Below are 25,562 nucleotides of genomic sequence, written 5' to 3' on the forward strand. Positions count from 1 at the left end.
ACCCACTCCGACGCTTCGGCCAGCGGTCGACGGCGTCGCCACTGACGGGACTGTCGACGGTGCAGCGCGTGAAATAGAAGTCCGGACCGGCCGAGAAAGCCAAGGGCCCCGAATTAAACAGTGTTTCATATAGTACGAGGATTGAAACGAGGTGAATTTCGGGGGAGCCGTATCTCAAGCCCGAATACGAGTCAATCCGAGAGCGCGGTACTACTGTTGCGGGGACGGCGGTTGACTGTGGTGGAGGCCATCCACACGACCAGGGAACAAAACGACCGCAGTTCCATAGTACGCCTTGACGGATGAACATCGACGCAACGACCATCCGAAATCTGTGTACTGATGCCGTGTTCGAGCGGGGGCAGAAGTACCGCAAGGAGAGACGCATCCAGCGAATCGAACGATTCGACGACGTCGTCACCGCCGTCGTACAGGGATCGTCTCAATACGACGTGACCGTCGAGCTGGGAGAAAAGACCATCGACGCCCGGTGTACGTGTCCCTACGATGATGCTGGCGAGTGCAAACACGTCGTCGCAGTGTTGCTGGACGTTGCCGCCGATCCACCCCGAGACGAGAGCGGACGTGTGGACTCAGTACTCCAAAACGTCTCGGCCGACGGTCTCCGGCCATTCCTACGCGACGTACTCGCCGAACACCCGGATCTCCGTGATCAGTTCCTCGCACGCTTTGCCGACACCAGCAAATCCGTCGAAGAGTATCGCACCGAAATCGAGCACCTGTTCGACCGGCACACACGGGACTATCCGGCCGTCACCGACGCCATCGACTTCTCGCACTTCTTCGAGTTGGCTGAGCAGTACCACGAGCGCGAGCGCTACCTGGAAGCCGCGGCCGTCTATCGCGCGCTGTTCGAGGGGATCGACGATAACGAAAGCCGGATCGACGCCGCATACGACCACTACGCCAAAGCCTTGCAGTCTGCCCTCGACGGATACGTCGAGTGCGTGCTCGCGGCCGATTCTGACCAAGACGAGTTCGAGAAGTATATCGGTGCGCTAGAAGATCAAGCGATGTCGAAGCAATCAGCGAACACCGAGCAGTTCTACCGAGCGATCGGCGACCTCGAAGAGCGACGATGACGGTCCGATCCCCCGCACGGGAAACGATTCGGACGCTCTGCTCCGAACGATCCTTGGAGCAGGGAACCAAAGTCGGACTCGGGAGTCGACTAGAGGCTCCCGACAATTTATGCGCCCACCTGCAAACCAACCTCCATGGGCGGTATCGAGCTACGGAACGGAACACTCATGCTCGAGCGTGAGCCAAATCAGCTCGACGAGTTGGCGATTGGGTTCTCCGAGGTGCTCGATCACTTTGACATCAAGCACGTTTAGCTCGCGGGATACGTTTCCATCCTCGCTGGTCGGGCGCGCTCTACCGAAGACATCGACGTCCTCATCGAACAGATCGACGAGAAGACCACAGACGAACTCGCAGAGACGCTTGACGAGAACGGGTTCTGGGGACCGGCAATACCACTCACATCGATGTACGAGATGCTCGACAACGGGGATAACATCTGGGTCGCGCCAGCGGATCAGATCACGCCGCACCTCGAAGTCAAGTTCGCGCGCGACGAGTTCGACCGCACGTCCCTCGAAAACGCTACAACGGCCCGAATCGGTGGAAAGACAGTTCCGATAGGCCCCTTAGAGCTCCAGATCGCATACAAACTCTACCTCGGCGCGCAGAAGGACGTCGAGGATGCGGTCCACCTCTACGTCCTTTTCGAAGAAAGTCTTAGTGTCCCCCGCCTCGAAGAGTGGGTAACGCGACTCGACGTCGAAGCCGAATATGAGCGACTCAAACGCGCATGAGCGCCTCGATGCGAAGCACGAACGCAACCGTGAGCAGCGCATCGAAGGTGTCAAGCGCTGAGCCGAATACATCGAGTCCGAACCCCCCTGAGACGTGGGGACCACAGCAGAACGCAGTCGTCAACGACCAGCTCGATGCAGCCCAAAGCGTCCAGACGTCGGTTGCCCACCAGCAGCACGTAACGGATGTAGCGGCGGAGATCCTCGAAGCGAGCGACGAGTCCGACGACGATTCGGAGTAGTCGATCCCGTCCTGGAAAACTCCTCTCGATAATCGTACATAACGCCTCGGAATAAGAGGAGTCGCCAAGACGTAGTCGTCTTGGGCTTTAGGGGATCGTGTGAGAGCCAAGGGCCGGATTTGAACCGGCGATGGGCGGCTCTGCAGGCCGCTGCGTTAGGCCGGACTCTGCCACCTTGGCGCAGTCGGTAGTATCGGTGTCCGGCGCTTAAGCCTAGCGGTCGCCGGTCGCGTGATGTGTCCGGAACGGAGCGACCGGCCGTGCGTGGCGGTCGCTGGTCGACGTATGAAAGACGGCGAGCGACAGTGCCGTCGCTCGCCAACGTGAGTATGAGTGGTGAGGCGGCGAATCGGCACTCCCAGAGGGTCGCCCACTCCAGTACTGCCCGATACGCAGGCGGGCTTAACGTCCGTGTTCGGGATGGGTACGGGTGTTTCCCCGCCGCTCTGGCCGCCTTCATGCCGACCGACGGAATCGAACCGTCGCGATGCCAATGCCGGTAGGGTCCAACCGTACGTACGTGCGATCCAGTTAGCGCCTGGACCCGACGGTCAAATCGAATCGGGTCACAGTGCGAAATCCAATGAATGTGGCTCGGACTGTTAGTGCTCGCGGGCTGAACGTCTCGTTGCCTTGACGCGTACACCCCGAGTCTATCTAACTCGTCTTCTACGAGTGTCCTCGGTGGTACCTCTTTTCCAGGTGGGTTTCGAGCTTAGATGCGTTCAGCTCTTACCCCGTGGTGCGTGGCTGCCCGGCAACTGCCTTTTCAGACAACCGGTACACCAGTGGCACCCAGGCGGAGTTCCTCTCGTACTATACGCCTGTTCCCGTCAGGTACCTTCAACACCCCCAATAGATAGCAGCCGACCTGTCTCACGACGGTCTAAACCCAGCTCACGACCTCCTTTAATAGGCGAACAACCTCACCCTTGCCCGCTTCTGCACGGGCAGGATGGAGGGAACCGACATCGAGGTAGCAAGCCACTCGGTCGATATGTGCTCTTGCGAGTGACGACTCTGTTATCCCTAAGGTAGCTTTTCTGTCATCCACGGGTCCCATGAATGAACCTCGTGGGTTCGCTAGACCACGCTTTCGCGTCAGCGATCCTCGTTGGGAAGATCACTGTCAGGCCTCCTTGTGCTCTTGCGCTCTCTTCCGGGTTTCCGACCCGGATGAGGAGACCATCGGGCGCGCTCGATATCTTTTCGAGCGCGTACCGCCCCAGTCAAACTGCCCGGCTACCGGTGTCCTCCGCCAGGAGTGAGAGTCGCAGTCACTACCGGGTAGTATTTCAATGCTGGCTCGGTGGCCCGCTAGCGCGGGTACCTGTGTAACGCCTCCTACCTATGCTGCACAGTAGCGACCACGTCTCAGCGACAGCCTGCAGTAAAGCTCTATAGGGTCTTCGCTTCCCCTTGGGGGTCTCCAGACTCCGCACTGGAACGTACAGTTCACCGGGCCCAGCGTTGGGACAGTGGCGCTCTCGTTGATCCATTCATGCAAGCCGCTACTGAAGCGGCAAGGTACTACGCTACCTTAAGAGGGTCATAGTTACCCCCGCCGTTGACGGGTCCTTCGTCCGATTGTACTCGGTGTTCAGATACCCGCACTGGGCAGGATTCAGTGACCGTACGAGTCCTTGCGGATTTGCGGTCACCTATGTTGTTACTAGACAGTCGGAGCGCCCGAGTCACTGCGACCTGCTCTTCTCCAGAGCAGGCATCCCTTATTGCGAACGTACGGGACTAACTTGCCGAATTCCCTAACGCCGGTTGCTCCCGACGGGCCTTGCCTTTCGCCGGCAGAGCACCTGTGTCGGATCTCGGTACGATCACCACACTCGTCTTTTCACGGGCTCTAGGTACGACCGACTTGCGCTGTCTCGAGAGTCGTCCGCTTCCTGCCATTACGGCTTCCACGGATGTACTCGATTCGACCGGGCGAAAGCCCGGCTCGGTTGTCCCCAAAGCGTCGACTTTCAATGTGTGGCGGTGCTGGAATATTAACCAGCTTCCCTGTTGTCTCGGTCGAGTTACGGCGAGACTTAGGATCGACTAACCCTCGGCTGATTAGCAGTGCCGAGGAACCCTTGCTCGTAAGGCCGTCGGGTGTCACACCCGACTATCGCTGCTACTGTGACCAGGATTATCGTCACCACTCGGTCCACACGAAATCTCTCCCGTGCTTCCGCCCGAGCGGAGTGCCAGCCTACGCGATTGTCCTGTGATGGACACGGGTAGGTCTCGGTGGTGGATTTGAGCCCCGATCATTTTGGGCGCCCCGAACCTCGGCCGGTAAGCTGTTACGCTTTTCTTAGAGGGTAGCTGCTTCTAAGCTCACCTCCCGGCTGTCTAGGGCTCGGGACCACCTTCGATCGCACTTAATCCACACTTGGGGACCTTAACCTACCGCTGGGTTGTCTCCCTTACGGTGCACAGGCTTACCCCGCACACCGGACTCCCACCGTCTGTGGCGTCCGCAAGTTCGGAGTTCGACAGGATGGCCGACTCCTCTCGGAGGCGGGTCATCCAATCGGTCGCTCTACCTCGCGGACTACCTCAGGTGAGGTCATGCTTCGACATGTTTCGGCTGGAACCAGCTGTTGCCGGGTTCGATGGGCCTTTCACCCCTACGCATAGGTCACGGGAGGGTATTGTAGGACACCACCCCTAACGGGCCTCCACGTGCCTTTCGGTACGCTTCACCCTGCCCACGCGTAGATCACCCGGTTTCGGGTCGCATCCGCTTGACTCCCCGCGCTTGAACACGGTGGCCCTGGTCGTAAGACTGCGGCCGTATCGGTTTCCCTGTGCCTTCCCCGATGGTCGGGTTAGGCTCGCCAAGCAAATGCACTCCCTGGTTCGTTTTTCAAAACGCACGACGGAACATCGGCTTCCCACGAGTCCTACTAGAGGGTCGCCCCTCGGTCGTTTGTCGAAGGACCTTGTATGCCCCGTCGCTCGATCGCCAGCTGAGTTCAGGCTCTATTTCAGTTCCCTTCTCGGGATACTTTTCAGCGTTCGCTCACGCTACTTGTTCGCTATCGGTCTCGAGGAGTGTTTAGTCTTCCCAGTTGATGCCTGGGACGTTCACGAGGAATATCCAATCCCCGCTACTCTGGGACTGATTCCCATCGTACTGCAGCCCGATACGGGGCTGTCACCCTGTATCGCGCTCCGTTTCAGGAGACTTCTCGGGTTGGGTCGGATGTTGAAGATCAGCCCGACACCACATGTCTCGTAAGAGATTCGGTTTGGACTGGCCCGCGTTCACTCGCGGTTACTGACGGGATCGCGGTTTGCGTTCTGTTCCTGCTCCTACTGAGATGTTTCAATTCGGAGCGTTCCCCATTGCGCGAGGCAATTGCGAGGGGATTCCCATTCGGAAATCCTCGGTTCTTTCCCTCCATGCGGGTCCCCGAGGCTTATCGCAGCTTGGCACGTCCGTCGTCGGCTCTCGAGCCGAGCCATTCACCAGCTGGCACAGTAGCCAGATTGATGGTTTGTCACACTAGTGACCCGGTTTGACTGTCGGGTCCAGTGGACGCCTGGATCGCACGTACATACGGTCTCATTACGCTCTCGTGGATGCGAGCGCGTTCGACCCTTCCCATCCGCGCTTTCGCGGGATGGTGCATCGGTCTTGCGTGGCCCAACCGAACGCCGTCGTGCACTTAAGGCGTGCGATTCGGGCGTCGGGTGAGCCGGCATGGACCCGCTGGGATTCGAACCCAGGGCGTCCTCCTTGCAAAGGAGGTGCTCTACCGCTGAGCTACGGGCCCGGTCTCCGTGGAGGAGACGCGAGACGAGATGTGTGAGCCTTGGTGGTTCTACGGCGCCCGGTCGGCCCGGTGGCCGAACCGTGGACGGCAGTGGTCGTGGTGGGCCGTCCCGGAGGGACGGTCCCGATCAGTAGGAGGTGATCCAGCCGCAGATTCCCCTACGGCTACCTTGTTACGACTTAAGCCCCCTTGCGGAGCCCAGATTCGACCGAGGAACTCGGCCTCATCCGGACCCCACTCGGGTGCTTTGACGGGCGGTGTGTGCAAGGAGCAGGGACGTATTCACCGCGCGCTGCTGACACGCGATTACTACCGAATCCAGCTTCATGAGGGCGGGTTTCAGCCCTCAATCCGAACTACGACCGAGTTTAGGAGATTACCGTCCTCTTTCGAGGTTGGAACCCATTGTCTCGGCCATTGTAGCCCGCGTGTAGCCCAGCACATTCGGGGCATACTGACCTACCGTTGCCCGTTCCTTCCTCCGTGTTGGCCACGGCAGTCCTCCTAATGTACCCACCCGGGCGAACCCGGTGCTGGCAATTAGGAGTGCGGGTCTCGCTCGTTGCCTGACTTAACAGGACGCCTCACGGTACGAGCTGACGGCGGCCATGCACCTCCTCTCAGCAGCTCTGACAAGGTCATCAACCTGATCGTCATTGCTGCTGTCGATGCTGGTGAGATGTCCGGCGTTGAGTCCAATTAAACCGCAGGCTCCTCCGGTTGTAGTGCTCCCCCGCCAATTCCTTTAAGTTTCATCCTTGCGGACGTACTTCCCAGGCGGTCTGCTTAGCGGCTTCCCTACGGCACAACACCCGCTCGTAGCGGGAGTCACACCTAGCAGACATCGTTTACGGCCAGGACTACCCGGGTATCTAATCCGGTTCGAGACCCTGGCTTTCGTCCCTCACCGTCGGATCCGTCTTCCCGAAGTGCTTTCGCCATCGGCGGTCCGTCCAGGATTACGGGATTTCACTCCTACCCAAGACGTACCCTTCGGGTCTTCCGGTCCCAAGCCACACAGTTTTCACCGGACGCCCGCCAGTTGGGCTGGCGGATTTCCCGATGAACTTGCGTGGCCGGCTACGAACGCTTTAGGCCCAATAAGATCGGCCATCACTCGAGCTGCCGGTATTACCGCGGCGGCTGGCACCGGTCTTGCCCAGCTCTTATTCCAGTACCTCCCTACGGTACTGAAAAGCGAGGACTGTATGCCCTCGCACTCGGGGTCCCCTTATCGCACTTGCGTGCAGTGTAAAGGTTTCGCGCCTGCTGCGCCCCGTAGGGCCCGGAATCTTGTCTCAGATTCCGTCTCCGGGTTCTTGCTCTCACAACCCGTACCGATTATCGGCACGGTGGGCCGTTACCCCACCGTCAACCTAATCGGCCGCAGCCACGTCCTCCAGCGTCGGAACGTTTGCGCGTCCCGGCATTCCAGCGTGGGACGGGTATGAACTATTAGCCTCAGTTTCCCGAGGTTATGGTTCTCTGGAGGGTGGTTTGGCCACGTGTTACGGAGCTATTCGCCACGAGTGTAAACTCGTACGACTAGCATGGCTAAATCGGACCCCGATAGCAATGGCCTCCGGCAGGATCAACCGGAATGGGCTCACTCTTGCGAGTGAGGGGTGGCGGGAAACGTAATGTTTCCGCGTCGTGTAGACCACTGAGGTCCGTGGTTCGGGTCACCGGATCGACCGGGTGACACCGAACCACCAAGGCTCACATCAGATTCCGGCTTACGGCGGACCGCAGGGGTGGAATCCTCATGTTTCGTTCGGACCTGAACCGAGGAGGGCGACCCACATAAGCCCGTTGATCGGGCCCGGGAATCGCCCGGTCGGTCTGACCGGTCCGAGTGAGGCCGAGGGCACCGTCGCCCTCGCCCTTCGCATCACAACCGAACCCCCTCATACACTTAAGGGCGTCGGAAGCGTTCCGCCGCCGGCCGCCGATTTCGGATCGTTCGGATCGGGTCCGAACGTCGAATCGGCGCCGACGACGTGCGTACTACTGTGGAGGCGGGTGGTATAAATAAGGCCGTCGAAGTGGAGCCGCATCGTCAGTCGATTACACGGCACCGTGTCACGAACGTGGTCGTCGAGAGGACGTAGAATGTCGCGCGGCTGGAGACCGGTCGGTCATCCCCCGCGCGTACGGGTGGTCCCGCCGGGGAGCGGCCGCGCGCAGGGACGTGATCGGCGAGCGAACAAAGCCCTGTCGGCACTCGTCGCCCCCGCTCGCCGGCGTGGTCGGCGTCACTCCTCGAGGTGTTCGATACCCTTCTTCGAGACGTTCCCCTTCGTGATCTCCTCGCCCATCCAGTCGGGTTTGTCGTCCGGCGCCTCCTGTTCCCAGGCCCACGCCTCGAAGATGTGGACCTTGTCGGTCCCCTTCTCCCGGAGTCGGATCTCCTCGGCCTCCGCCTCGGCTTTCTCCTCCGAATCCGCCGGTTCGAGGCGACGTGCCGCCTTCAGTGCCGCCTGCCGGGGCATGTTCCCGGAGAACACGCTGTCCTCCTCACCCTCCTCGCGCATCACGAAGTTCCGCTTACCGTCCTCTCGTACCATGATTTTGGACCTCTATGGGAATCGAACACATGACACAACATAAATATACCGGCAAATCGGGTGCCCTGACGGGTTTCGGCGGCTACTATTCGGCCGAACTGCCCACGAATCCGCTCCGGCCGTCACCGTCGGCCGGTAGACAACACTTATGTGTGTCCTGTGGCGAAAGGGGGCTAGACACCCCCGATGGTCCGGAAAAAGAAGCTCAGTCCAAGCGGCGCCAAGGACGAGAACGGCGAGTACCACAACGTCCACGTCAATCTACACGAAGACGAACTCGCCGTGGCCGGGATGGACATCGGCGACGAAGTGTTCGTTCGGGTTCGTGATGGGAAGATCATCATCCAGAAGGCCGATCCGGACGACGTGGAACACGATTTCTGAACCGATGACCGACATCGACGGCAACGGAAGGACGGGGCGATGAGGGCCTACGACCTGTGTAAGCCGCTCCTGTTCGCGCTGCCCGCGGAGACGGCACACCGGGCCACGCACCGACTGCTCCACGCCGCCCAGGGAACGAGCGTCGAGGACCGCCTCCGGGGACGGTACGTCGTCGACGACGACCGCCTGCGGACCGAGGCGTTCGGACTCGACTTCGACAACCCGGTCGGGGTCGCCGCCGGCTTCGACAAGAACGCCGAACTGCCGTCGATCCTGACGGCGCTCGGGTTCGGCCACGTCGAGGTCGGCGGCGTCACGGCCGAACGGCAACCGGGCAACGCCCGACCGCGGCTCTTTCGGCTCCCCGAGGACGGCGCACTGATCAATCGGATGGGGTTCAACAACGAGGGCGCCGACCGGATCGGCGCGCGACTCGCGACCGCCGACCTGCCCGACGCCCCCGTCGGGATCAACATCGGCAAGTCGAAGTCGACGCCCCTGGCCGACGCGGCCGACGACTACCGCTACACCTACGACCGGGTCGCCGACGCAGGCGACTACTTCGTCGTGAACGTCTCCAGTCCGAACACCCCCGGCCTGCGCGAACTCCAGCACCGCGAGTCGTTGGAGCGCATCCTCGGCGGCCTCGTCGACGCCGGCGCCGCACCGCTGTTGGTGAAACTCTCCCCGGATCTGGCGGGCCCGGCCATCGACGAGGCGCTGGCAGTCGTCGACGACCTGGACCTGGACGGAGTGGTCGCGACCAACACCACCGTCGACCGTCCGGACGGCCTGCAGAACCCGAACCGGGCGGAACGGGGCGGCCTCTCGGGCAAGCCCATCGAGGAGCGCGCGACCGGGATGGTCGGGTTCATCGCCGAGCGGACCGACGTCCCGGTCGTCGGCGTCGGCGGGATCACCGACGCCGAAGGCGCGTACCGGAAGATCCGTGCGGGCGCGAGCGTCGTTCAGTTGTACACGGGACTGGTCTACGAGGGGCCGAGCCTCGCTCACGATATCAATCGCGGACTGTGCGACCTGTTGGAACGGGACGGCTTCGACTCCGTCGAGGCGGCCGTCGGCGCCGACCTGTGATCAGTTCCGGACGATGACGACCGTCTCGCCCGCCTCGACCATCTCGCCGTCGCCGGTGTACCGCCGTTCCGCTTCGAGTTCGAACATTTCGGGGTCGAGTTCGACGTCCGCGGCGTGCAGGTGGCCGTCGACGACCTCGTAGTCGCCGTCGGCGATGGCCGCCTCGATGTCCGAGACGCGGTTCCCGAACTCGGGACCGACCAGGGAGTAATCGAGGTCGACGCCGGTCACGACCGACTCGACCGGCGGGTCCTCGGCGACGGACTCCAGTTCGTCGACGTGCATGACCCGTCGGATGTCCTCGGCGAAGGCCGCCACGTCGCCGTAGACCCGCACCGCGTCCACGTCGGCGTTCATCGACAGCTGGTGGTCGGTCTTGTACTTCCGCAGGGCGGCGACGACAGACATCGCCCGCTCCCCGGCCGCGAGGTCGGCCTCCACGCCCAGCGGTTCGGGCCAGTCGGCCGTGTGGACGCTGCCCTCGCTGTACATGTCGCGCCACAGCTCCTCGGTGACGTGTGCGAGGATCGGGGCGAACAGCTTACAGAACCGCCGGTGGGCGACCTGGAGCGTGTACGCCGCCGAGGGATCGTCGCCGTCGTGCAGGCGCTGTTTAGCGATCTCGAGGTAGTCGTCACAGAACGTGTGCCAGAAGAACGAGCGGAGGCTGTCCCGGGCCTTCGAGAACTCCCGACGCTCGAAATGCTCGGTGACGGTCTCGATCCGGTCGTCGAGTTCCGCGAGCATCCAGCGATCGATCTCGCGGAGGTCCGGCCGCCCGAGTCGCTTCTCGGGGGTGAGGTCGTCGACGAGTTTCGACGCGTTCCAGAGCTTGCGCATGAGGCGCTCGCCCGCACGCAGTCCCTTCTCCTTGTACGGCAGGTCGTCGCCGACGGCGCTCCCGGCGGCCCAGTAGCGGGCAGCGTCGACCGGGAACTCCTCCAGCACCTCGTCGGGCGCGACGACGTTGCCCTTCGATTTCGACATCTTCTCCCTGTTCTCGTCGAGCACCATCCCGTTGATCATGACGCTCTCGAAGGGTACCTCGCCGGTGTGTTCGTAACACTTCACGACGGTGTGGAACAGCCAGAAGGAGATGATGTCGTGACCCTGCGGGCGCACGTCCATCGGATAGAGTTCGGGGCGCTCGATCTCCATCTCGCCCGCCTCGTCGTTCCACTCCCAGCCGGCGTTGATCAGCGGCGTCAGCGAGGAGGTAGCCCACGTGTCGAAGACGTCGTCCTCGGGGACGAACGTCTCACAGCCACACTCCGGACAGTCGTCGACCGGTGGGTCGTCCGAGAGGGGATCGACCGGCAACTGCTCGCGGTCGGCCATCACCTCGGTGTCGCAACCCTCACAGTACCACACCGGGAACGGGATGCCCGACGACCGCTGGCGGGAGATGGCCCAGTCCCACTGGAGCCCCTCGATCCAGTTTTTGTACCGTGTGAACATCTTCTCGGGGAACCAGTCCATCGACCGCCCGGCTTCGAGGTACTCCTCGGTCTTGTCGAGCAGTTTGACGTACCACTGCTCGGTGACGAGGAACTCGACTTCCGTCCCGCAGCGCTCGTGGACGTTGACGACGTGGGAGATGGGCCAGCGGTCCAGGAGCGCCCCGGCGTCGTCGAGGTCGGCGACGATGGCCTCGCGGGCCTCGTCGGCCGAGAGACCTTCGTACGTCCCGGCCACGTCGGTCATCGTTCCCGACTCGTCGATGGCGATCCGCAGGTCGAGGTCGTGGGCCTGGTACCACTCGATGTCGTTCTGATCGCCGAACGTACAGCACATCACGACCCCCGATCCCGTCTCCATGTCGACGCGTTCGTCCGCGATGATCGGAACGGTCTGCCCGAAGAGTGGGATCTCGGCCTCCTCGCCGACGAGATACTGGTTCTCGTCGTCGTCGGGGTGGACGAAGACTGCCACGCAGGCCGGCAGGAGTTCGGGCCGGGTCGTGGAGATGGTGAAAGTCTCGTCGCGCCCCGCCACCTCGAACGCGATGTCGTGGAAGTGGGAATCCTGTTCGGAGTCCTCCATCTCGACCTGCGAGATGGCCGTCTCGCAGTCCGGACACCAGATGGCGGGGGCCCGCTGGCGGTACTCCCGACCCTGCTCGTAGAGGTCGATGAAGGAGAGCTGGGAGATACGTTGGACCCGCGGCTCGATGGTCTGGTAGGTCTCGGTCCAGTCGATGGAGATGCCGAGCGCCTGCATCTTCTCCGTGAAGTCCGCCTCGTATTTCGCACAGACGCCGCGACACATCTCCTGGAAGACGTCGCGGTCGTACTCCTGGTGTTGCACCTCGAGTTCGCCCTCGGCGAGGCGTTCGGAGGCGATGCCGTTGTCGTCGTAGCCGAACGGGAAGAACACGTCGTTGCCCTGCATCCGGTTGTACCGGGCGACGAAGTCCTGCAGGGTGAAGCCGTAGACGTGGCCCCAGTGGAGGCTCCCGGAGACCGTCGGCGGCGGCGAGTCGATGGAGAAGACGGTGTCCGGATCTACTGCCCCCTCGCCATCGTAGGCGTAGAGATCCTCCTCGACCCACCGCTCCTGCCACTGTCGTTCGACCGTCTCCGGGTCGTATTCTCCGCTCGGCATTGCTCGCGTGACGCTACCGGAGTGACCGATGTTAAACGCCTCGGTTAGGCCGGCTCGACGGGATGGACACCCCCGGCGTCGACGAACACCGACGGCGACGTCATCGTCGGCGTGGTCGGCGAGCCGGGTCCCGCGCGAAACGTCGCGGAGCTCGAACGCCTCGGCGTCGATATCGAACGGTATTGAGCTACGCCAGCGCGTCCAGCCGGAACTCGAAGGCCGCCACGGGCAACTCCAAGTCGTGTTCGACGAGCACGCGCGGGTGTACCTCGCCGATCACGCCGACGGTCTCGCCGTCGATCACTACCTCGGCCGCGCGGCCGTCGATGAACGTCGGATGGGTCGTCGCGGGGGTCGACAGGTCGGCGTCGAAGTCGTGACACAGCGCCGCCAGCCGCGCCTTGGCGTCCTCGTAGGTGGCGTCGTTGCGGGCCACCACGCCCGCGACGGTACGACGCTCGGCGACGCCGGTGTTCTCGCCGTCGTCGGCGACGGCGGCCAGCCCGACCTCCGCGAGGTCCTGCGGGTAGGCCCGGTGGGTGTTGTTCTCGAGGACCATCAGTAGGGAGGGGAGCGCCCACGTCCGGAGCATCGTGTAGTCCTCGCTGTACGGCTCGGTGATGGTGACCGGCTCGCCCCCGCCGACGACGTCGGTCCCGGGGTCGACGCCCATCCGGTCGTAGTTCTCGGCCTCGGAGATCATATGGAAGTTGAGCAGGTCCTCGAAGCCCAGGCCGACGAGCGAGGTGCGGACCGCGGCCTCGTGGACCGAGCGCTCGTGTCGACCGCCGACGGTCGCGACGTCGGGGTAGGTGGGATCGAGGTCGTTGAACCCGTAGGCCCGCCCCACGTCGTCGATCAGGTCGAGCGGGTGGAGGACGTCCGTGCGGTACGGCGGGATCGACACCTCGTAGGTGACGCCCGCGTCGGCGTCCGACGGCTCGGCGCCGAGCCCCGAGCGCTCGAACAGGTCGACCGTCTCCTCGACCGAGAGGTCGACGCCGAGCATCCCCTCGATGCGCTCGTGGGCGACGGTCTTTTCGTCCACCTCGAAGTCCGGGCGGACCAGCCGGCCGTCGGCGTACTCGACCTCGACCTCCTCGACGGTCGCACCGCGCGCGTCGAGCGCGTAGCAGATGACGTTGCACATCCGGTCGATGGTCCACTGGTCGGTCCCCGTGAGCTCGACGAACAGCTCGCGGGAGTCGGTGGACACCTCGGTCCGGCGGCCGTTGATCACCGGCGGGAACGAGAACAGGCCGATATCGTCGTAGATCGCCGGATAGCGGTCGTACGCCTCGACCAGCGAGGCGTAGGTCTCGCCGGTGGGGTGGTCCTCGAGGACGTCGGCCGGGGTCATCTCCCGGTCGGAATCGAGGGGGACGAACCGGTCGCCATCGGGGGCGACCCCGCGGTAGGTGATGGAGTTGCCGCCGTCTTCGCCGTGGGCCGCGCCTTTCAGCATCGTCAGGTCGTGGATGCCGATGGCGCCCTTGGCGCGCTTGCGACCCATCGTCGCGTGGAGCTTCTCCTGGAGCTGGATCAGGGAGTCGAGGGCGTCGTCGTCCAGGTCGACGCCGCGGATCACCGCGCCCGTGACGTAGGGGCGCTCGTCGGGCGTCGAGTCGTCTACGACGATCGTCCAGTCGGGGTCGTTCGTGTTCGGGACGTAGACGCCGCGGTCGTCGCCGTACTGGTAGCGCAGCGAGCGGGCGACCCCCTCGACGGAGAGGCGGTCGAGGCGGTCGGGGCCGAACTCCAGTTGGAGCTTTCCGTCCTCCGTCTCGCCCTCGAACTCCAGTCCGAGGGCGAACAGGTCCTCCTTGAGCGCCTCGTCGCTCTTCTCGTCGTGACCCGTCAGCTGCCGGAGTTCGTCGGGGTCGACGTCGACGACCGGCATCAGTGCAACACCTCCGTGTTCCGCAGGAGGTCGAGGTCACAGAGCGTCCCGTGGACGTCGCGGATGTCGTCGAAGCCGTACATGAGCATCAGGAGTCGTTCGAGCGCCAGTCCCCAGGCCATCACGTCACACTCGACGCCGAGAGGCCGGAGGACCTCCTCGCGGAACATCCCGCTGTTGCCGATCTCGATGAGCTCCCCGGTCTCGGGGTGGGTGCCGAACAGTTCGAAGGACGGCTCGGTGTAGGGGTTGTAATGTGGCTTGAACTGCAGGTCGGTGATCCCGAACTGCTGGTAGAACTCCTCGAAGGTGCCCATCAGGTCCCGCACCGAGAGGTCCTCGGCCATCACCCAGCCCTCGATCTGGAAGAACTCGAGCAGGTGGGTCGGATCGAGCGTGTCGTTGCGATACACCTTCTCGACGCTGAAGAAGCGCTCCGGAGGTTCGAGGTCGCCGATCTCGTTGCCCGAGAGATAGCGCATGGACAGCGAGGTGGTGTGACCCCGGAGGTCGACCTCGCGGGCGACCTCCTCGGTCCACGGGGAGTGGTACCCCTGCCCGTCGTCGCCGACGCCCTCGAGGTGGGCCGAGCGGACGCGATCCAGCAGGTCCTCGGGGATGTCCCGCACCGGCGGCACGTCGAGCGCGAACTGGTCCCAGTGGGTGCGCGCCGGATGGTCCTGTGGCATGAACAGACAGTCGTTGATCCAGAACTCCGCGTCGGCGTGGGGACCGTCCATCTCCCGGAAGCCCATCCCGACGAGGGTGTCCTTCACGCGCTCGGCGGTCTGTCGGAGGATGTGGACCTTGCCGCCACGCTCCGCGGGGGCGTCGGCCTCGACGTTGTAGTCGGCGAACTCGGCGTCGCGCCACTCGCCGGAGGCGAGCATCTCGGGGGTGAGGCGGTCGACCGTCTCGGCCGCCTCGACGCCCTCCATCAGCGCGGTCACGCCCTCGTCGGTGAGGACGACCGAGCGGACGGCCCGCTCCCGCCGGTCGACGAGTCCGCGCCGGACGAGTTGATCGAGCGCATCGGACGCCTCGACCGACTCGCCGGCCTGCGGCCGGCTTCCCGAGGAGCGTGGCTCCTCGCCATCGACGAGCGACGCGAGCGCCGTCGCCTCCGGGTCGGCGTCAGGGTCGGCGTCCGGGTCGGCGGTGATCTCGCCCGAGTCGACGTCGCCGTACCCCTTGCGGGCGTAGTTGGCGAGGGCGATGTCCACCTCGGGGCCGTCGAGGTCCGCCGCGCCGATGACCTCGCCGAGCGAGACGGCGCCGTCGTCGGCGCCGGCCGAGAGCGCGGCGCGGTAGAGGCGGACCTCGGGGAGGCCGGCCTCGGCGTACGTCTCGCCCTCGTCGGACACCTCGTGGGAGACGGTTTCGGCGGTCGACACCGCGACCAGTCCCGCATCCTCGAGGTCGAAGGCGGCGCCGGTCACCGTCTCCGGTTTCAGCCCCGTCTCCTCGCTCAACCGTTCGATCGTCAGTTCCTCCGTCGCGCTCGCGGCTTCCAACACCGCGACCTGTGAGTCCGGGAGTCGCATTCTTGTTCACGTGCATCCGAGCCGGTCAGTTAGGGGTTCCGAAGCGTTGCCCGCCGAGCGGGCCGATTTCGTCCGCCCGCCGCGGGCGGAGTCCGCCGGCCACCGTCTCAGAGGGCGAAAAAGAAGCCGAACCCGGACGCGGTCGCTTCGCGGGCGAGCGTGTCGGTCGTGGCGGGTTCGGTCGCCATACCCGTTCGATTCGGGCCGTGGGGCAAAAGCGTTCTGCAAGCCGGGGCGCCGGTCAGTGGCCGTCGCCGGGCACGCCGCGACGGTCGGCGTCGAGGTCGATATCCAGGTCGTCGAGCAGGTCCGCAACCTCCGCGCGTTTCTCCTGGTGGTCTTCGAGGAACTCGCGCATGAGTTCGGCGGCCTGCTCCTTGCAGCCGCCACAAAGCCGCTCGCCGCCGACACACTCCTCGTACACCTCGGTCGCGAACTCGTCGTCGTCGCCCGCGAGCAGGTAGGCGTACAGTTCGTAGACGGGACACTCGTCGGCCTCGCCGCCGAGTTCGCGCTGCTTTTCGGCCGTCTCCCGGCCGCCCGTCGTCGCCGCCTTCACCTTGTCGTAGCCGTCCTCGGGGTCGTCGAGCAGGGAGATGTGGGAGGCGGGTACCGACGACGACATCTTCCCGCCGGTCAGCCCGGTCATGAACCGGTGGTAGATGGATGAGGGCGGCAGGAAACCGAAGCCGCCGTGGTCGACCTCCACTTCGCGGGCCAGTTCCTCGGCGGCCGCGCGGTCCATGTCGAAGGCGTCGACGTGTTCGTCGTAGCGGCGCTTCTCGCCCGGCACCGCCTCGATCAGGGCGTCGAAGGCCGCGTCGGTGGCGTTGCGGTCGAGGAAGCGAACGCGGGGGCGGAGCGGTTCCTTGCCGGCCTCCCGGAGTTTCTCGATGGCGGCGTCGCGGTCGGCGTCGGGCGCCATCTCGGCGTCGAGCCAGTCGGCGGCGTCCACACAGCGCACGGGGGCGTCCGAATCGTCGGACAGGGCGGCGTACGCCGCCGCCAGGTGGTCGCGCTCGCCGGCGTCGGCCTCGAAGGAGGCGTACGCCTCGGTCACCTTGAAGTAGCGCATCCGGGCGGCCACGTCCCGCGCGAGGCGCATGTGTGGGTCCTGGTCCGGCCCGACGGGGATGACCGTCGGCTTCGGCTCCTCCAACTGGGGGTAGAGGATGTCCGCCATCTGCGTGACCACCGACTGCATGTGGGAGACGGAGGTCTCGCCGTCGAAGCCGTAGATGCCCTCGAACTCCGCGAAGCGAGCGTTCGATCCGAGTTCGAACGCGAGGTCCTGCACCTCGCGGTTGGTCGACTGCCGGTAGAGTTCGCCCTCCTCGGGGTCGAAGCCGAGCGCGAGCAGGGAGAGCAGGTAGTCGCGGGCGTGTTCGTCGATCTCGTCCCACGAGAGGCCGCGGGCGCTGTGGGCCTCGAGGTCGGCGATCAGGCCGTAGGCGTCGGCACCCCGCTCCTGGTGCCAGATGATCTCGTCGAAGACGAGTTTGTGGCCGATGTGGGGGTCGCCGGTGGGCATGAAGCCCGAGAGGACGGCCGCGTCCTCGCCCTCGCGGAGCGCCCGGGCCACGGGGCGGTAGTCGCGATGGCCGAAGATGACGCCCCGGCGCATCAGGTAGTGGGGTTCGGGCACCTCGCCGAGCACCTCGTCGAAGGCCTCGATGCCGAACTCCTCGAACAGCTTGCGGTAGTCGGAGACGGTGGAGGAGCCCCAGGGGTCGAGCGCCACGTCGTCCGCGCCGCTTGCGGTGTCGCTCCCGCCGTCGGTCGCCTGAGTCGAGTCCGCCGTGTTCTCCGGGTTGTCTCGTGTCATGTTAGGGCGTGAGTCGGGCGACGGAGAGCCAGTCTATCCCCTCGTTCACGTCGGTCAGCGCAAAAACCATTCGCTTCCGGACCCCACCGGCGAGCCGGACGTCGAGCGAGAGGTCGCGGGGCAGGAAGGTGTGATCGGGCGCGACGACGCGGATCAAACGCGCCGAGTGGTCCATCTCCTCGACGGTGGTGAAGGCGTCGTAGGTGCGGAAGTCGGCGCCGAACTTGAACCCGCTCTTCGGGACGCTCCCCGCCGCCCGGAGCGCCGCGTAGGCGCGGAGCCGGCGGTCGAACCGCTCGCCCTCGACGGCCCGGCCGCGCTCGACGACGTGGGGTTCGGCCAGGTCGAGGGTGCCGCGGCGAGCGAGGTACGCCGCCTCCACGAGCGACAGCTGGAGGGGTCCCGTCTCGGCGTTCCGTCCGAGGAGTCGCTGGCCGTAGAACCCCCGGTCGTGGAGCGCCTCGGGCGGCTCCCACACCACCGCCCGGTCGGCGAGGAGGGCGGCGTCGAGGCCGGTCGGCGGGTCGTACCGCTCGCCGCCGTCCGCCTCGCCGGCCGCGTCCGGCCGCGCCGTCTCCAGATACGTGAGCTCTCCCTCCTCGTCGACGACGGCGAGGGTCACGTCGCCGAGGCTGGCGGCGGGGATGGACTCGCGCTCGCCGGCGACGCGAAGCCGGTACGCGACGGCGTCGTCCTCGGGGCCGCTCCCGCGGGGGAAGACGACGAAGTCGGCGCCATCCGGGTGATCGACCCAGCCGTCGCGGGCGGGCGAGAGGTAGAACCCCCGGTCGCGCAGGTCCTTGTACACGACGAAGGCGAGGGCGGCGTCGGTGGCGACGAGGAAGGACCGGAAGTCGAGGCGGTCGTCGCCGTCGACGACGGCGTCGAGGTCGCCCCGAAAGAGGAGGTGTGCGGCTTCGACGGGCGCGAGTTCGATCCGGTTGCCCGAGAGCGGCCGCCCGTAGCCGCGGGCGTCGTAGAACCGCTGTCTGGCGTCGCCGCCGACGCGGACGACGCCGTCCTCGAAGGTCCCCTGCATACCCGGATGGGGGCGCGGTGGGGGTAAAGGGCCTGCGGTGACCGCTCACTCCGAGCGCCGGTCGCAGGTGCCGTCGAGACACCGGCGTCCCGTCGCCGTCTCGAAGACGGGCAGGCCACACGGGCAGTCGTCGACGACGACGCCGGCCGGGACCGTGAACGCCGTCTCGCAGTCGGGGTAGGCGTCACACCCCGCGAGTAGCCGTCCCCGGCGGCGGATGATCCGCAGGTCGTCGCCGCAGTCCGGGCAGGTCCACGCCCGGTCGAACCGCTCGCGGACCGCGTCGTCGAGCGGTTCGCAGTCGCGGTCGATACACACCTCGAAGGTGGCGCCGCGGTCGACACGCATGCGCGGCAGGCCACAGTCCGGGCAGGTTCCGTCGACGACGCTCGCGCCGGCGACGAGCGGGTAGCGGGTGTCGTCGACGACGTCGACGACGGCGCCCCCGGTTCGGACCAGCGGTCCGCCGGAGTCGGGGCTCGTCCCCACGGGTACCCCCGCCTCGGTGACGGGGTAGACCGACCGCCGGATCCGGTCGGCGGTCACCCGAAGCGTCCGGTCGTCCAGGTGGGCGGTGAGGCCGAACCCCGGGCCGTCGGACTCGACGGTGACGGCGTCGGCGCGGGTGAGCCACGCGACCGGCTGGTAGCCGTCGGCGTCGTGGACGAGGACGGTCCGGTCGGGTTTGACGAGGACGAGCACGCGGCCCCGGTGGATCCGGTCGTCGGTCTCGACGGTACAGTCGCCGGCGAAGGCGCGGATGGCGTCGGTCACGGGGCGCGGTGGCGCCGGCATCGGGTGAAAAGCCTCGGACGAAGCCCTTTCGGCGATGGGGAGCGGTCGGCAGGTATGGACGCGGTCCTCTTCGATATGGACGGGGTGATCGTCGATACGGACTGTTGTAACTGTGTACCGGCGGTCGCCGCTCCCGTAATCGGCGACCGCCGGAACTGACTTACAACAGTCCGTAGACACCGAGGGGTTCTGGCGCGCCCGCGAGCGGGACGTGATCCTGCCGGCGGCGGTGGCCGACGGCGACCCCGATCAGGCGGAGATCAGGGGCATCAACTACCGCGAAACGTACGACTACCTGTCCGACAACTACGAGATGGCCGTGAGCCGCGAGGAGTTTCTGGAGCTCTACGAGTCGGCGGCGGCCGACCTCTACCAGCGGGCCGAACTGATCCCGGGCTCCGGGAGTTGCTCGCCGACCTGCGGGCGCGAGGGCTCCGACTCGCCATCGTCTCCTCCAGTCCGCGGGCGTGGATCGAACGTGTCGCCGAGCGATTCGACCTCGACGTTGACGTGCTGCTGAGCACCGAAGACGTCGACGGCCCGGGGAAGCCGGCTCCGGACGTGTACACCGTCGCAGCGGATCGGGTGGGCGCCGACCCCGACGGCTGTGTGGCCGTCGAAGACTCGCCCAACGGCGTCCGGGCCGCGACGCGAGCCGGGATTCTCACGGTCGCCTACGGCAGTGATCCCGAAGCGGCGGAACTGGCCGACCACGAGGCGGCCGACGCCGAGGCGTTGCGGGCGGCGTTCGTCGCTCTCGGCGTCTTAGCGTAGGGCCGCGGAGCCGACGCGGCTCGGTCGGGAGGCGTCAGTGTGCGTACGTTCCATCCCCGTACTATATTGTTGCGGATTGTGTAGCGTCCGCAAATGACGGGTTCGGGGGACTTCGAACGGTGTCGAAGACTCATCGCGGAGTCGAACGACATCGTCGCCGTCGTCGACGCCGACGCGACCGTGACGTACGTGAACGCCGCGGTACGGCGGGTGCTGGGATACGCGCCAGCGGACCTGATCGGCGACGCTGGAACGGCGTACGTACACCCGGACGACCGGGACACCCTCACGGACGCGCTCGAAACGGTGCGAACCGAGCCGGACACATCCCGGAGGGTCGACTGCCGACTCCAACGGGCCGACGGCTCGTGGCGTTGGATCGAGGCGGCCCTGCAGAACCGGATCGACGACGACGTGATCGACGGCATCCTCGTGACCGGCCGTGACATCACCGAGCGCAAGGAGCGCGAGTCGGAACTCGTCACCACCAAACGGCGCATGGAGTTGGCACTCGAAGGGGCGAACCTGGGGATCTGGGACTGGGACATGCGGACCGACGAAGTGTCACGTGACGAACTTTTGACGGAGATGCTCGGTTATACGCAAGCCGAGATGGGTGACCGAATGCGTGGCTGGGAACGGGTGGTGCATCCGGAGGACAGGAAGCGACACGACGAGGCGCTCGCCGCGCACATCTCGGATCGGACGCCGTACTACTGGTGTGATCACCGGCTAAAGACGAAGTCGGGGGACTGGAAGTGGGTGCGAACGATCGGAACGGTCGTCGAACGCGCCGCGGACGGAACCCCGACACGGGCCGTGGGGATACACCAAGATATCGACGACCGGAAGCGTGCCGAGCTGGCGCTCGAGGAGGAGCGGGACATGTTCAAAGAGGGCCCAGCGGTCGTCTTCAAATGGGAAGACGCGGCAGGCTGGCCCATCGAGTACGTCTCGGAGAACGTCGAGGAGGTGCTCGGATACACGCCGGAGGAACTCCGGTCGAGGGATAGCAGGTACATCGACATCGTCCACGAGGACGACCGGGGACGGGTCGTTCGAGAGGCGAACGACCTCGATTCCGAGGCGGTCGACAGCATCACCCTAAACCCGTATCGGGTGATCACGGCGTCGGGTGACGTTCGATGGGTGAAGGAGTACACCAGAGCGGTCGAAAACGAGAACGAAACCACGCACCTTCTCGGGTATCTCGTCGACATCACGGAACGCAAGCGTCGGGAGCGCGAGCTACAGCAGTTCAAAGCGGCCGTCGAACGGAGCGCTCACGCCATCTACATCACCGACGCCGAGGGACGGATCGAGTACGTCAACCCGGCCTTCGAACGGATCACCGGATACGGCGCGGAAGCGGCCGTCGGGGCGACGCCGCGCATCCTCAAATCGGGGGAGTACGACGACGAGTTCTACGAGGAGTTCTGGGAGACGATCCGCTCGGGAGAGCAGTGGGAAGCGGAGATGATCGACGAGCGGGCGGACGACGAGCGGATCGTCCTCAATCAGACGGTCGCGCCGATCACCGACGACGACGGCGGCGTCCGAAAGTTCGTCGCCGTCGCCCGGGACATCACCGAGCGCAAGGATCGGGAGCGGAAGCTCAGGGAGCGGGAACAGAAATATCGGAGCCTCTTCGAGGACACGCGCGACGCGCTCATGGTGTTCGACCGCGACGGCTACCTCGACTGTAACGAACGGGCCCTCGAACTGTTCGGTGTCGACTCCGTCGAGGAGTTCCGGGAGTACACGCCCTGGGCTCTCTCTCCCCCACGACAACCGAACGGGCGGGGCTCGAAAGCGGCAGCGCTTGAACACGTCGAGACGGCCTTCGAGGAGGGGGAAGCGTTCTTCGAGTGGACACACCAGCGCAGCGACGGGACGGAGTTCCCGTCGGAAGTGAAGCTCAGCCGATTCGAGTACGAGGGCCAGCCGGTGCTGCACGCGCTGGTTCGGGACGTGACCGCCCGAAAGGAGTACGAGCGTCGGTTGGAGGAGCAACGCGACAACCTCGACGTCCTCAACCGGGTACTTCGTCACGACATTCGCAACGACCTCCAGGTGATAACGGGCTACGTGGAGATGCTCGCCGACGAGTGTGACGACGCGGCGACGGACGCCCACTTCGAGACGGTCCAGGAGACCGCCGATCACGCGATCGGACTCACGAGGGTCGCCCGCGAGATGGCCGACGTGATGCTCTCGACCGGCGAGGCGTCACGACCCGTCGATCTTCGAGCCGTCCTCCGGAACGAACTCGACGAGGTGCGGTCGACGTACTCGCGGGCGGTCGTCAGCACCGAGACGAGCATCCCACGGACCACGGTCGAGGCGAACGACATGCTGACCTCCGTCTTCAGGAACCTCCTGAAGAACGCGATCCAGCACAACGACGCGGAGACGCCGAAGGTGAACCTCTCGGTGACGGAGGGCGACGCCACCGTCGTCGTTCGGGTCGCGGACAACGGGCCGGGTATCCCCGAAGCCCAGCGGGAGACGATCTTCGGCAAGGGGGAGAAGGGCCTCGACAGCCAGGGAACCGGCATCGGCCTGTATCTGGTCGACACGCTCGTCGAGGGCTACGGAGGAGCGGTCGACGTCGAAGACAGCGACGCCGGCGGCGCGGCGTTCGTCGTCGAACTACCGAAAGCCGAGTGAGACTCCCCCGCCGCTCAGCCACGAACGGCCGTATCGGCCGGGAACGACACCTCGACTCGGGAGTCGAGCTCGTCGGCGTCCGCCCCGAACGCGGCGACTACACCACCCGTACCGTCTGCCCGTCCACGAACGGCCGTATCGGCAACTCCGGGAACGACACCTCGACCCGGAAGTCGAGTTCGTCCGCGTCCGCCCCGAACACCCCGACCGGCACGGTCGTCACGTCCGAGAGGTAAGCCGTCTTCTCGTGCATCTCGACGCCGTTGACGGTGACGCGGACGCCGACGCGGGCGCCGCCGCCGTCGTTGCGCACCCGCACCTCGCACATCTCGCTGTCGCCGGCGGCGACGGCGTCGGGGAGGTCCGCCCACGACACCGAGACGTCGGGAAGGTCGGCGGCCGCGTCGACGATCCGTTCGGCGACGCCCTCGGAGAGCCCCGCGGCCGTGAGTTCGTCCGCGCCGGCGGCGACCAGGTCGGCGGGGCGGGAGTGGCCGCCGGTCGCGAGCGTGCTCGCCCGGCCGGCGCCGACGCCGTCCACGGCGGTGAGCGAGACGGCGTCGCGGCTGACGCCGTGTTCGATCCGGGCCTCCAGCCGTCGGGCGAGGTTGGCCGCCCGGGGGCCGGCAAAGCGGTCGAGGAACTCCCGGAGCGCCGCGAGCAGGCGGAGCGCGTTCCGGCGGATGATCCACGCGTCGCTCCGCAGGTCGGCTGGCACGGAGTCGCTGGTGCTCGCACGGAGGATGGCGAGGACCTTCCGGCCGCCGTCGTCCAGGTGGTCCGTGTCGGCGGCTTCGCCGCCTCCCCGAGGCGGCTTCGACGCCTCGCTCCCGAGCACCGCGTCGACGGCGTCGGCCTCCGACTGTCGGGCCGAGACGGAGTCGAACTCGGCGGCCGCGGCGACGGTTTCGAGGACGGCGTCGGCGTCGATCCGGTCGCGCTCGGCCAGATCGTGGAAGGCCGCGGCGGTCGAGAGCCGGAGGTAGTACTTCGAGGCGAGGCGGCCGAGCGGCGTCGGATCGATGGCGAGGTCCTCGCCCATAGCGACGAATCCGCGGTCGACGAGCGATTCGAGCGTCCCGCGCACCCGGTCGCGGAGACCGTCGAAGTCGTAGGCGGCCGGCTCCGAGGACGCCCGGACGTAGTAGTACGTCGTTTCGAGCCACGAGAGCACGTCGTCGAGGTCGTCGACGGTCCCCATCGCGATCTCGGCGTTGAGGTGGGCGTCGAGATCCGCGGCGAGGTGGGATTCGATCTCGGTACCCTCGCGCAGGAGGCGCCGATAGCGGTCGGCGTCGGAACGGTCACAGACGACCCAGCCGTAGCCCACGTCGTCGTACCCCGGACGACCGGCCCGCCCGAGCATCTGGAGGAGGTCGAGCGGGCTGATGTCGACCTCGCCCTCCAGCGGATCGTGGTACTTGGTGTCGCGGACGATGACACAGCGCGCGGGGAGGTTGACGCCCCAGGCGAGAGTGGAGGTCGAAAAGAGGATCGCGATCTTCCCCTCCCGGAACCAGGATTCGACCCGGTCGCGGTCGGCCTTCGAGAGGCCGGCGTGGTGGAAGGCGACGCCGTCGAGGACGGCCTTTCGGAGGTCGTCGTCGCCCAGTTCCTCGGCGGCCTGGTGGAAGTCGTAATCCCCGCGAGAGCCGACGGGGACGTCCCGCTCGGCGAGTTCGTCGCGGGTCTTGGCCGCGGCGCTGACGGCGTCCTGTCGCGAGGCGACGAACACGAGCGCCTGTCCGTCCTCGCGGACGTGCGGTTCGGCCAGGTCGAGCGCGCGGTAGAGCCGGCGGTACTTGTCGGCGAAGCTGTTCTCGCCGTGCGTGTAGGTCTTCACGCCGGTCTGGAGGTCGACCGGGCGGTAGTCGTCGCCGAAGGCGAAGGTGGCCTCGGGCGGGGCGTCCAGCCAGTCGGCCACGTCGCCGACGTTGGGCATCGTCGCCGAGAGCGCGACGAAGCGGGGGTCACAGAGCCGTCGCAGGCGGGAGACGGTCACCTCCAGGACGCCCCCGCGACGCTCCGAATCGAGGAGGTGGACCTCGTCGATGATCGAGCAGTCCACGTCGGTGACGAAGTCGTAGCGCCGGGAGCCGTGTTTGCGGGTGGCCGAATCCACCTTCTCCGGGGTCATCACGAGCACGTCGGCGTGGCGCGCCCGGCGTGGGTTCAGGTCGCGCTCCCCCGTGACGACGTACACCGAGTAGCCCAGGTCCTCGAAGCGCTCCCACTCGCTCTCCTTCTCGTTGGTGAGCGCGCGCATCGGGGCGATAAAGAGGGCGGTCCCGCCCTCGCTCAGCGTCTTGCAGATGGCGAGTTCCGCGAGCGCCGTCTTGCCGCTGGCCGTCGGCGCCGACGCGACCACGTTGTGGTCGCTATCGACGAGGACGGGCAACGCCTCCCGTTGCATCCGGTTGAACTCCTCGAAGTCGAAGGCGTCGGCGAACTCCGGAACGGCGTCGGCAACCTTCACGCGGTCGGCACCCCCGGTCGG

15 protein-coding genes, 2 tRNA genes, 3 rRNA genes and 1 pseudogene are annotated in these 25,562 nt (G+C 65.7%); 8 read left to right on the plus strand and 13 right to left on the minus strand.

Annotated elements, in window-relative coordinates:
- The first annotated feature begins 302 nt into the window (after positions 1 to 302).
- The 3 genes and pseudogenes from EI982_RS11810 (at position 303) to EI982_RS11820 (ending at position 2,083) form a co-directional block, all read left to right on the plus strand.
- Entirely contained in the window at positions 303 to 1,103 is an 801-nt protein-coding gene (locus tag EI982_RS11810; protein ID WP_157689893.1) for an SWIM zinc finger family protein, read from the plus strand.
- A gap of 408 nt (positions 1,104 to 1,511) precedes the next feature.
- Positions 1,512 to 1,841: a hypothetical protein gene (locus EI982_RS18760; RefSeq protein WP_233255225.1), complete on the plus strand. Its 330-nt coding sequence runs from the start codon at positions 1,512 to 1,514 to the stop codon at positions 1,839 to 1,841.
- Positions 1,819 to 2,083 (plus strand): annotated as a pseudogene (locus tag EI982_RS11820) (hypothetical protein). Before EI982_RS18760 ends, EI982_RS11820 begins: the two are co-directional and overlap by 23 nt.
- Positions 2,084 to 2,187: 104 nt before the next feature.
- On the opposite strand, the gene EI982_RS11825 reads toward EI982_RS11820, so the two are convergent.
- The 6 genes from EI982_RS11825 to EI982_RS11850 all read right to left on the minus strand — a co-directional run bounded on the left by EI982_RS11825 (position 2,188) and on the right by EI982_RS11850 (position 8,435).
- A tRNA-Cys gene (locus EI982_RS11825) sits at positions 2,188 to 2,263 on the minus strand.
- A gap of 156 nt (positions 2,264 to 2,419) precedes the next feature.
- Positions 2,420 to 2,541 (minus strand): 5S ribosomal RNA (rrf, locus tag EI982_RS11830).
- A 126-nt stretch (positions 2,542 to 2,667) separates the two neighbouring features.
- A 23S ribosomal RNA gene (locus EI982_RS11835) occupies positions 2,668 to 5,585 on the minus strand.
- Between the two features lie 211 nt (positions 5,586 to 5,796).
- Positions 5,797 to 5,868, minus strand: a tRNA-Ala gene (locus EI982_RS11840).
- A gap of 132 nt (positions 5,869 to 6,000) precedes the next feature.
- Positions 6,001 to 7,470: ribosomal RNA gene (locus tag EI982_RS11845) — 16S ribosomal RNA — on the minus strand.
- The 16S, 23S and 5S rRNA genes sit together here with 2 tRNA genes alongside, the layout of an rRNA operon.
- 653 nt (positions 7,471 to 8,123) lie before the next feature.
- On the minus strand, positions 8,124 to 8,435 hold the full coding sequence (locus EI982_RS11850; RefSeq protein ID WP_157689894.1) for a non-histone chromosomal MC1 family protein: 312 nt from the start codon (positions 8,433 to 8,435) through the stop codon (positions 8,124 to 8,126).
- Positions 8,436 to 8,621: 186 nt separating this feature from the next.
- Here EI982_RS11850 and EI982_RS11855 point away from each other — a divergent pair, with 186 nt between their 5' ends.
- Entirely contained in the window at positions 8,622 to 8,819 is a 198-nt protein-coding gene (locus EI982_RS11855) for a hypothetical protein (protein WP_049937926.1), read from the plus strand.
- 39 nt (positions 8,820 to 8,858) lie between these two features.
- On the plus strand, positions 8,859 to 9,914 hold the full coding sequence (locus tag EI982_RS11860) for a quinone-dependent dihydroorotate dehydrogenase (RefSeq protein WP_157689895.1): 1,056 nt from the start codon (positions 8,859 to 8,861) through the stop codon (positions 9,912 to 9,914).
- On the opposite strand, the gene EI982_RS11865 is transcribed toward EI982_RS11860, so the two are convergent.
- The 6 genes from EI982_RS11865 to EI982_RS11890 all read right to left on the minus strand — a co-directional run bounded on the left by EI982_RS11865 (position 9,915) and on the right by EI982_RS11890 (position 19,600).
- Positions 9,915 to 12,518 (minus strand): valine--tRNA ligase, encoded by a 2,604-nt coding sequence (locus EI982_RS11865; protein WP_157689896.1) that lies wholly within the window; start codon positions 12,516 to 12,518, stop codon positions 9,915 to 9,917. It lies immediately after the preceding gene.
- A 187-nt stretch (positions 12,519 to 12,705) separates the two neighbouring features.
- On the minus strand, positions 12,706 to 14,418 hold the full coding sequence (pheT, locus tag EI982_RS11870; RefSeq protein ID WP_157689897.1) for a phenylalanine--tRNA ligase subunit beta: 1,713 nt from the start codon (positions 14,416 to 14,418) through the stop codon (positions 12,706 to 12,708).
- Positions 14,418 to 15,962, minus strand: a complete 1,545-nt coding sequence (pheS, locus tag EI982_RS11875) for a phenylalanine--tRNA ligase subunit alpha (protein ID WP_157689898.1) — start codon at positions 15,960 to 15,962, stop codon at positions 14,418 to 14,420. Before pheS ends, pheT begins: the two co-directional genes overlap by 1 nt.
- Positions 15,963 to 16,203: 241 nt before the next feature.
- On the minus strand, positions 16,204 to 17,787 hold the full coding sequence (locus EI982_RS11880) for a tryptophan--tRNA ligase (protein ID WP_157689899.1): 1,584 nt from the start codon (positions 17,785 to 17,787) through the stop codon (positions 16,204 to 16,206).
- Between the two features lies 1 nt (position 17,788).
- Positions 17,789 to 18,826, minus strand: coding sequence for a tRNA-intron lyase (gene endA, locus EI982_RS11885; RefSeq protein ID WP_157689900.1), 1,038 nt, complete (start codon positions 18,824 to 18,826; stop codon positions 17,789 to 17,791).
- A 45-nt stretch (positions 18,827 to 18,871) separates the two neighbouring features.
- Positions 18,872 to 19,600 (minus strand): topoisomerase DNA-binding C4 zinc finger domain-containing protein, encoded by a 729-nt coding sequence (locus EI982_RS11890; RefSeq protein WP_233255227.1) that lies wholly within the window; start codon positions 19,598 to 19,600, stop codon positions 18,872 to 18,874.
- 232 nt (positions 19,601 to 19,832) lie between these two features.
- Here EI982_RS11890 and EI982_RS18425 point away from each other — a divergent pair, with 232 nt between their 5' ends.
- The 3 genes from EI982_RS18425 (at position 19,833) to EI982_RS11900 (ending at position 23,065) form a co-directional block, all read left to right on the plus strand.
- Entirely contained in the window at positions 19,833 to 20,141 is a 309-nt protein-coding gene (locus EI982_RS18425; protein WP_199243607.1) for a hypothetical protein, read from the plus strand.
- A complete protein-coding gene (locus tag EI982_RS11895) occupies positions 20,027 to 20,395 on the plus strand; it encodes an HAD family hydrolase (RefSeq protein ID WP_199243608.1) in 369 nt (122 codons plus the stop codon). The genes EI982_RS18425 and EI982_RS11895 overlap by 115 nt, the downstream gene beginning before the upstream one ends.
- 93 nt (positions 20,396 to 20,488) lie before the next feature.
- On the plus strand, positions 20,489 to 23,065 hold the full coding sequence (locus tag EI982_RS11900; protein WP_157689902.1) for a PAS domain S-box protein: 2,577 nt from the start codon (positions 20,489 to 20,491) through the stop codon (positions 23,063 to 23,065).
- Positions 23,066 to 23,162: 97 nt separating this feature from the next.
- Here the strand turns inward: EI982_RS11900 and EI982_RS11905 are convergent, their stop codons facing one another.
- Positions 23,163 to 25,541 (minus strand): DEAD/DEAH box helicase, encoded by a 2,379-nt coding sequence (locus tag EI982_RS11905; RefSeq protein WP_157689903.1) that lies wholly within the window; start codon positions 25,539 to 25,541, stop codon positions 23,163 to 23,165.
- Between the last annotated feature and the right edge of the window lie 21 nt (positions 25,542 to 25,562).

This window comes from Haloplanus salinarum, assembly GCF_009762275.1.
GTDB classification, from domain to species: domain Archaea; phylum Halobacteriota; class Halobacteria; order Halobacteriales; family Haloferacaceae; genus Haloplanus; species Haloplanus salinarum.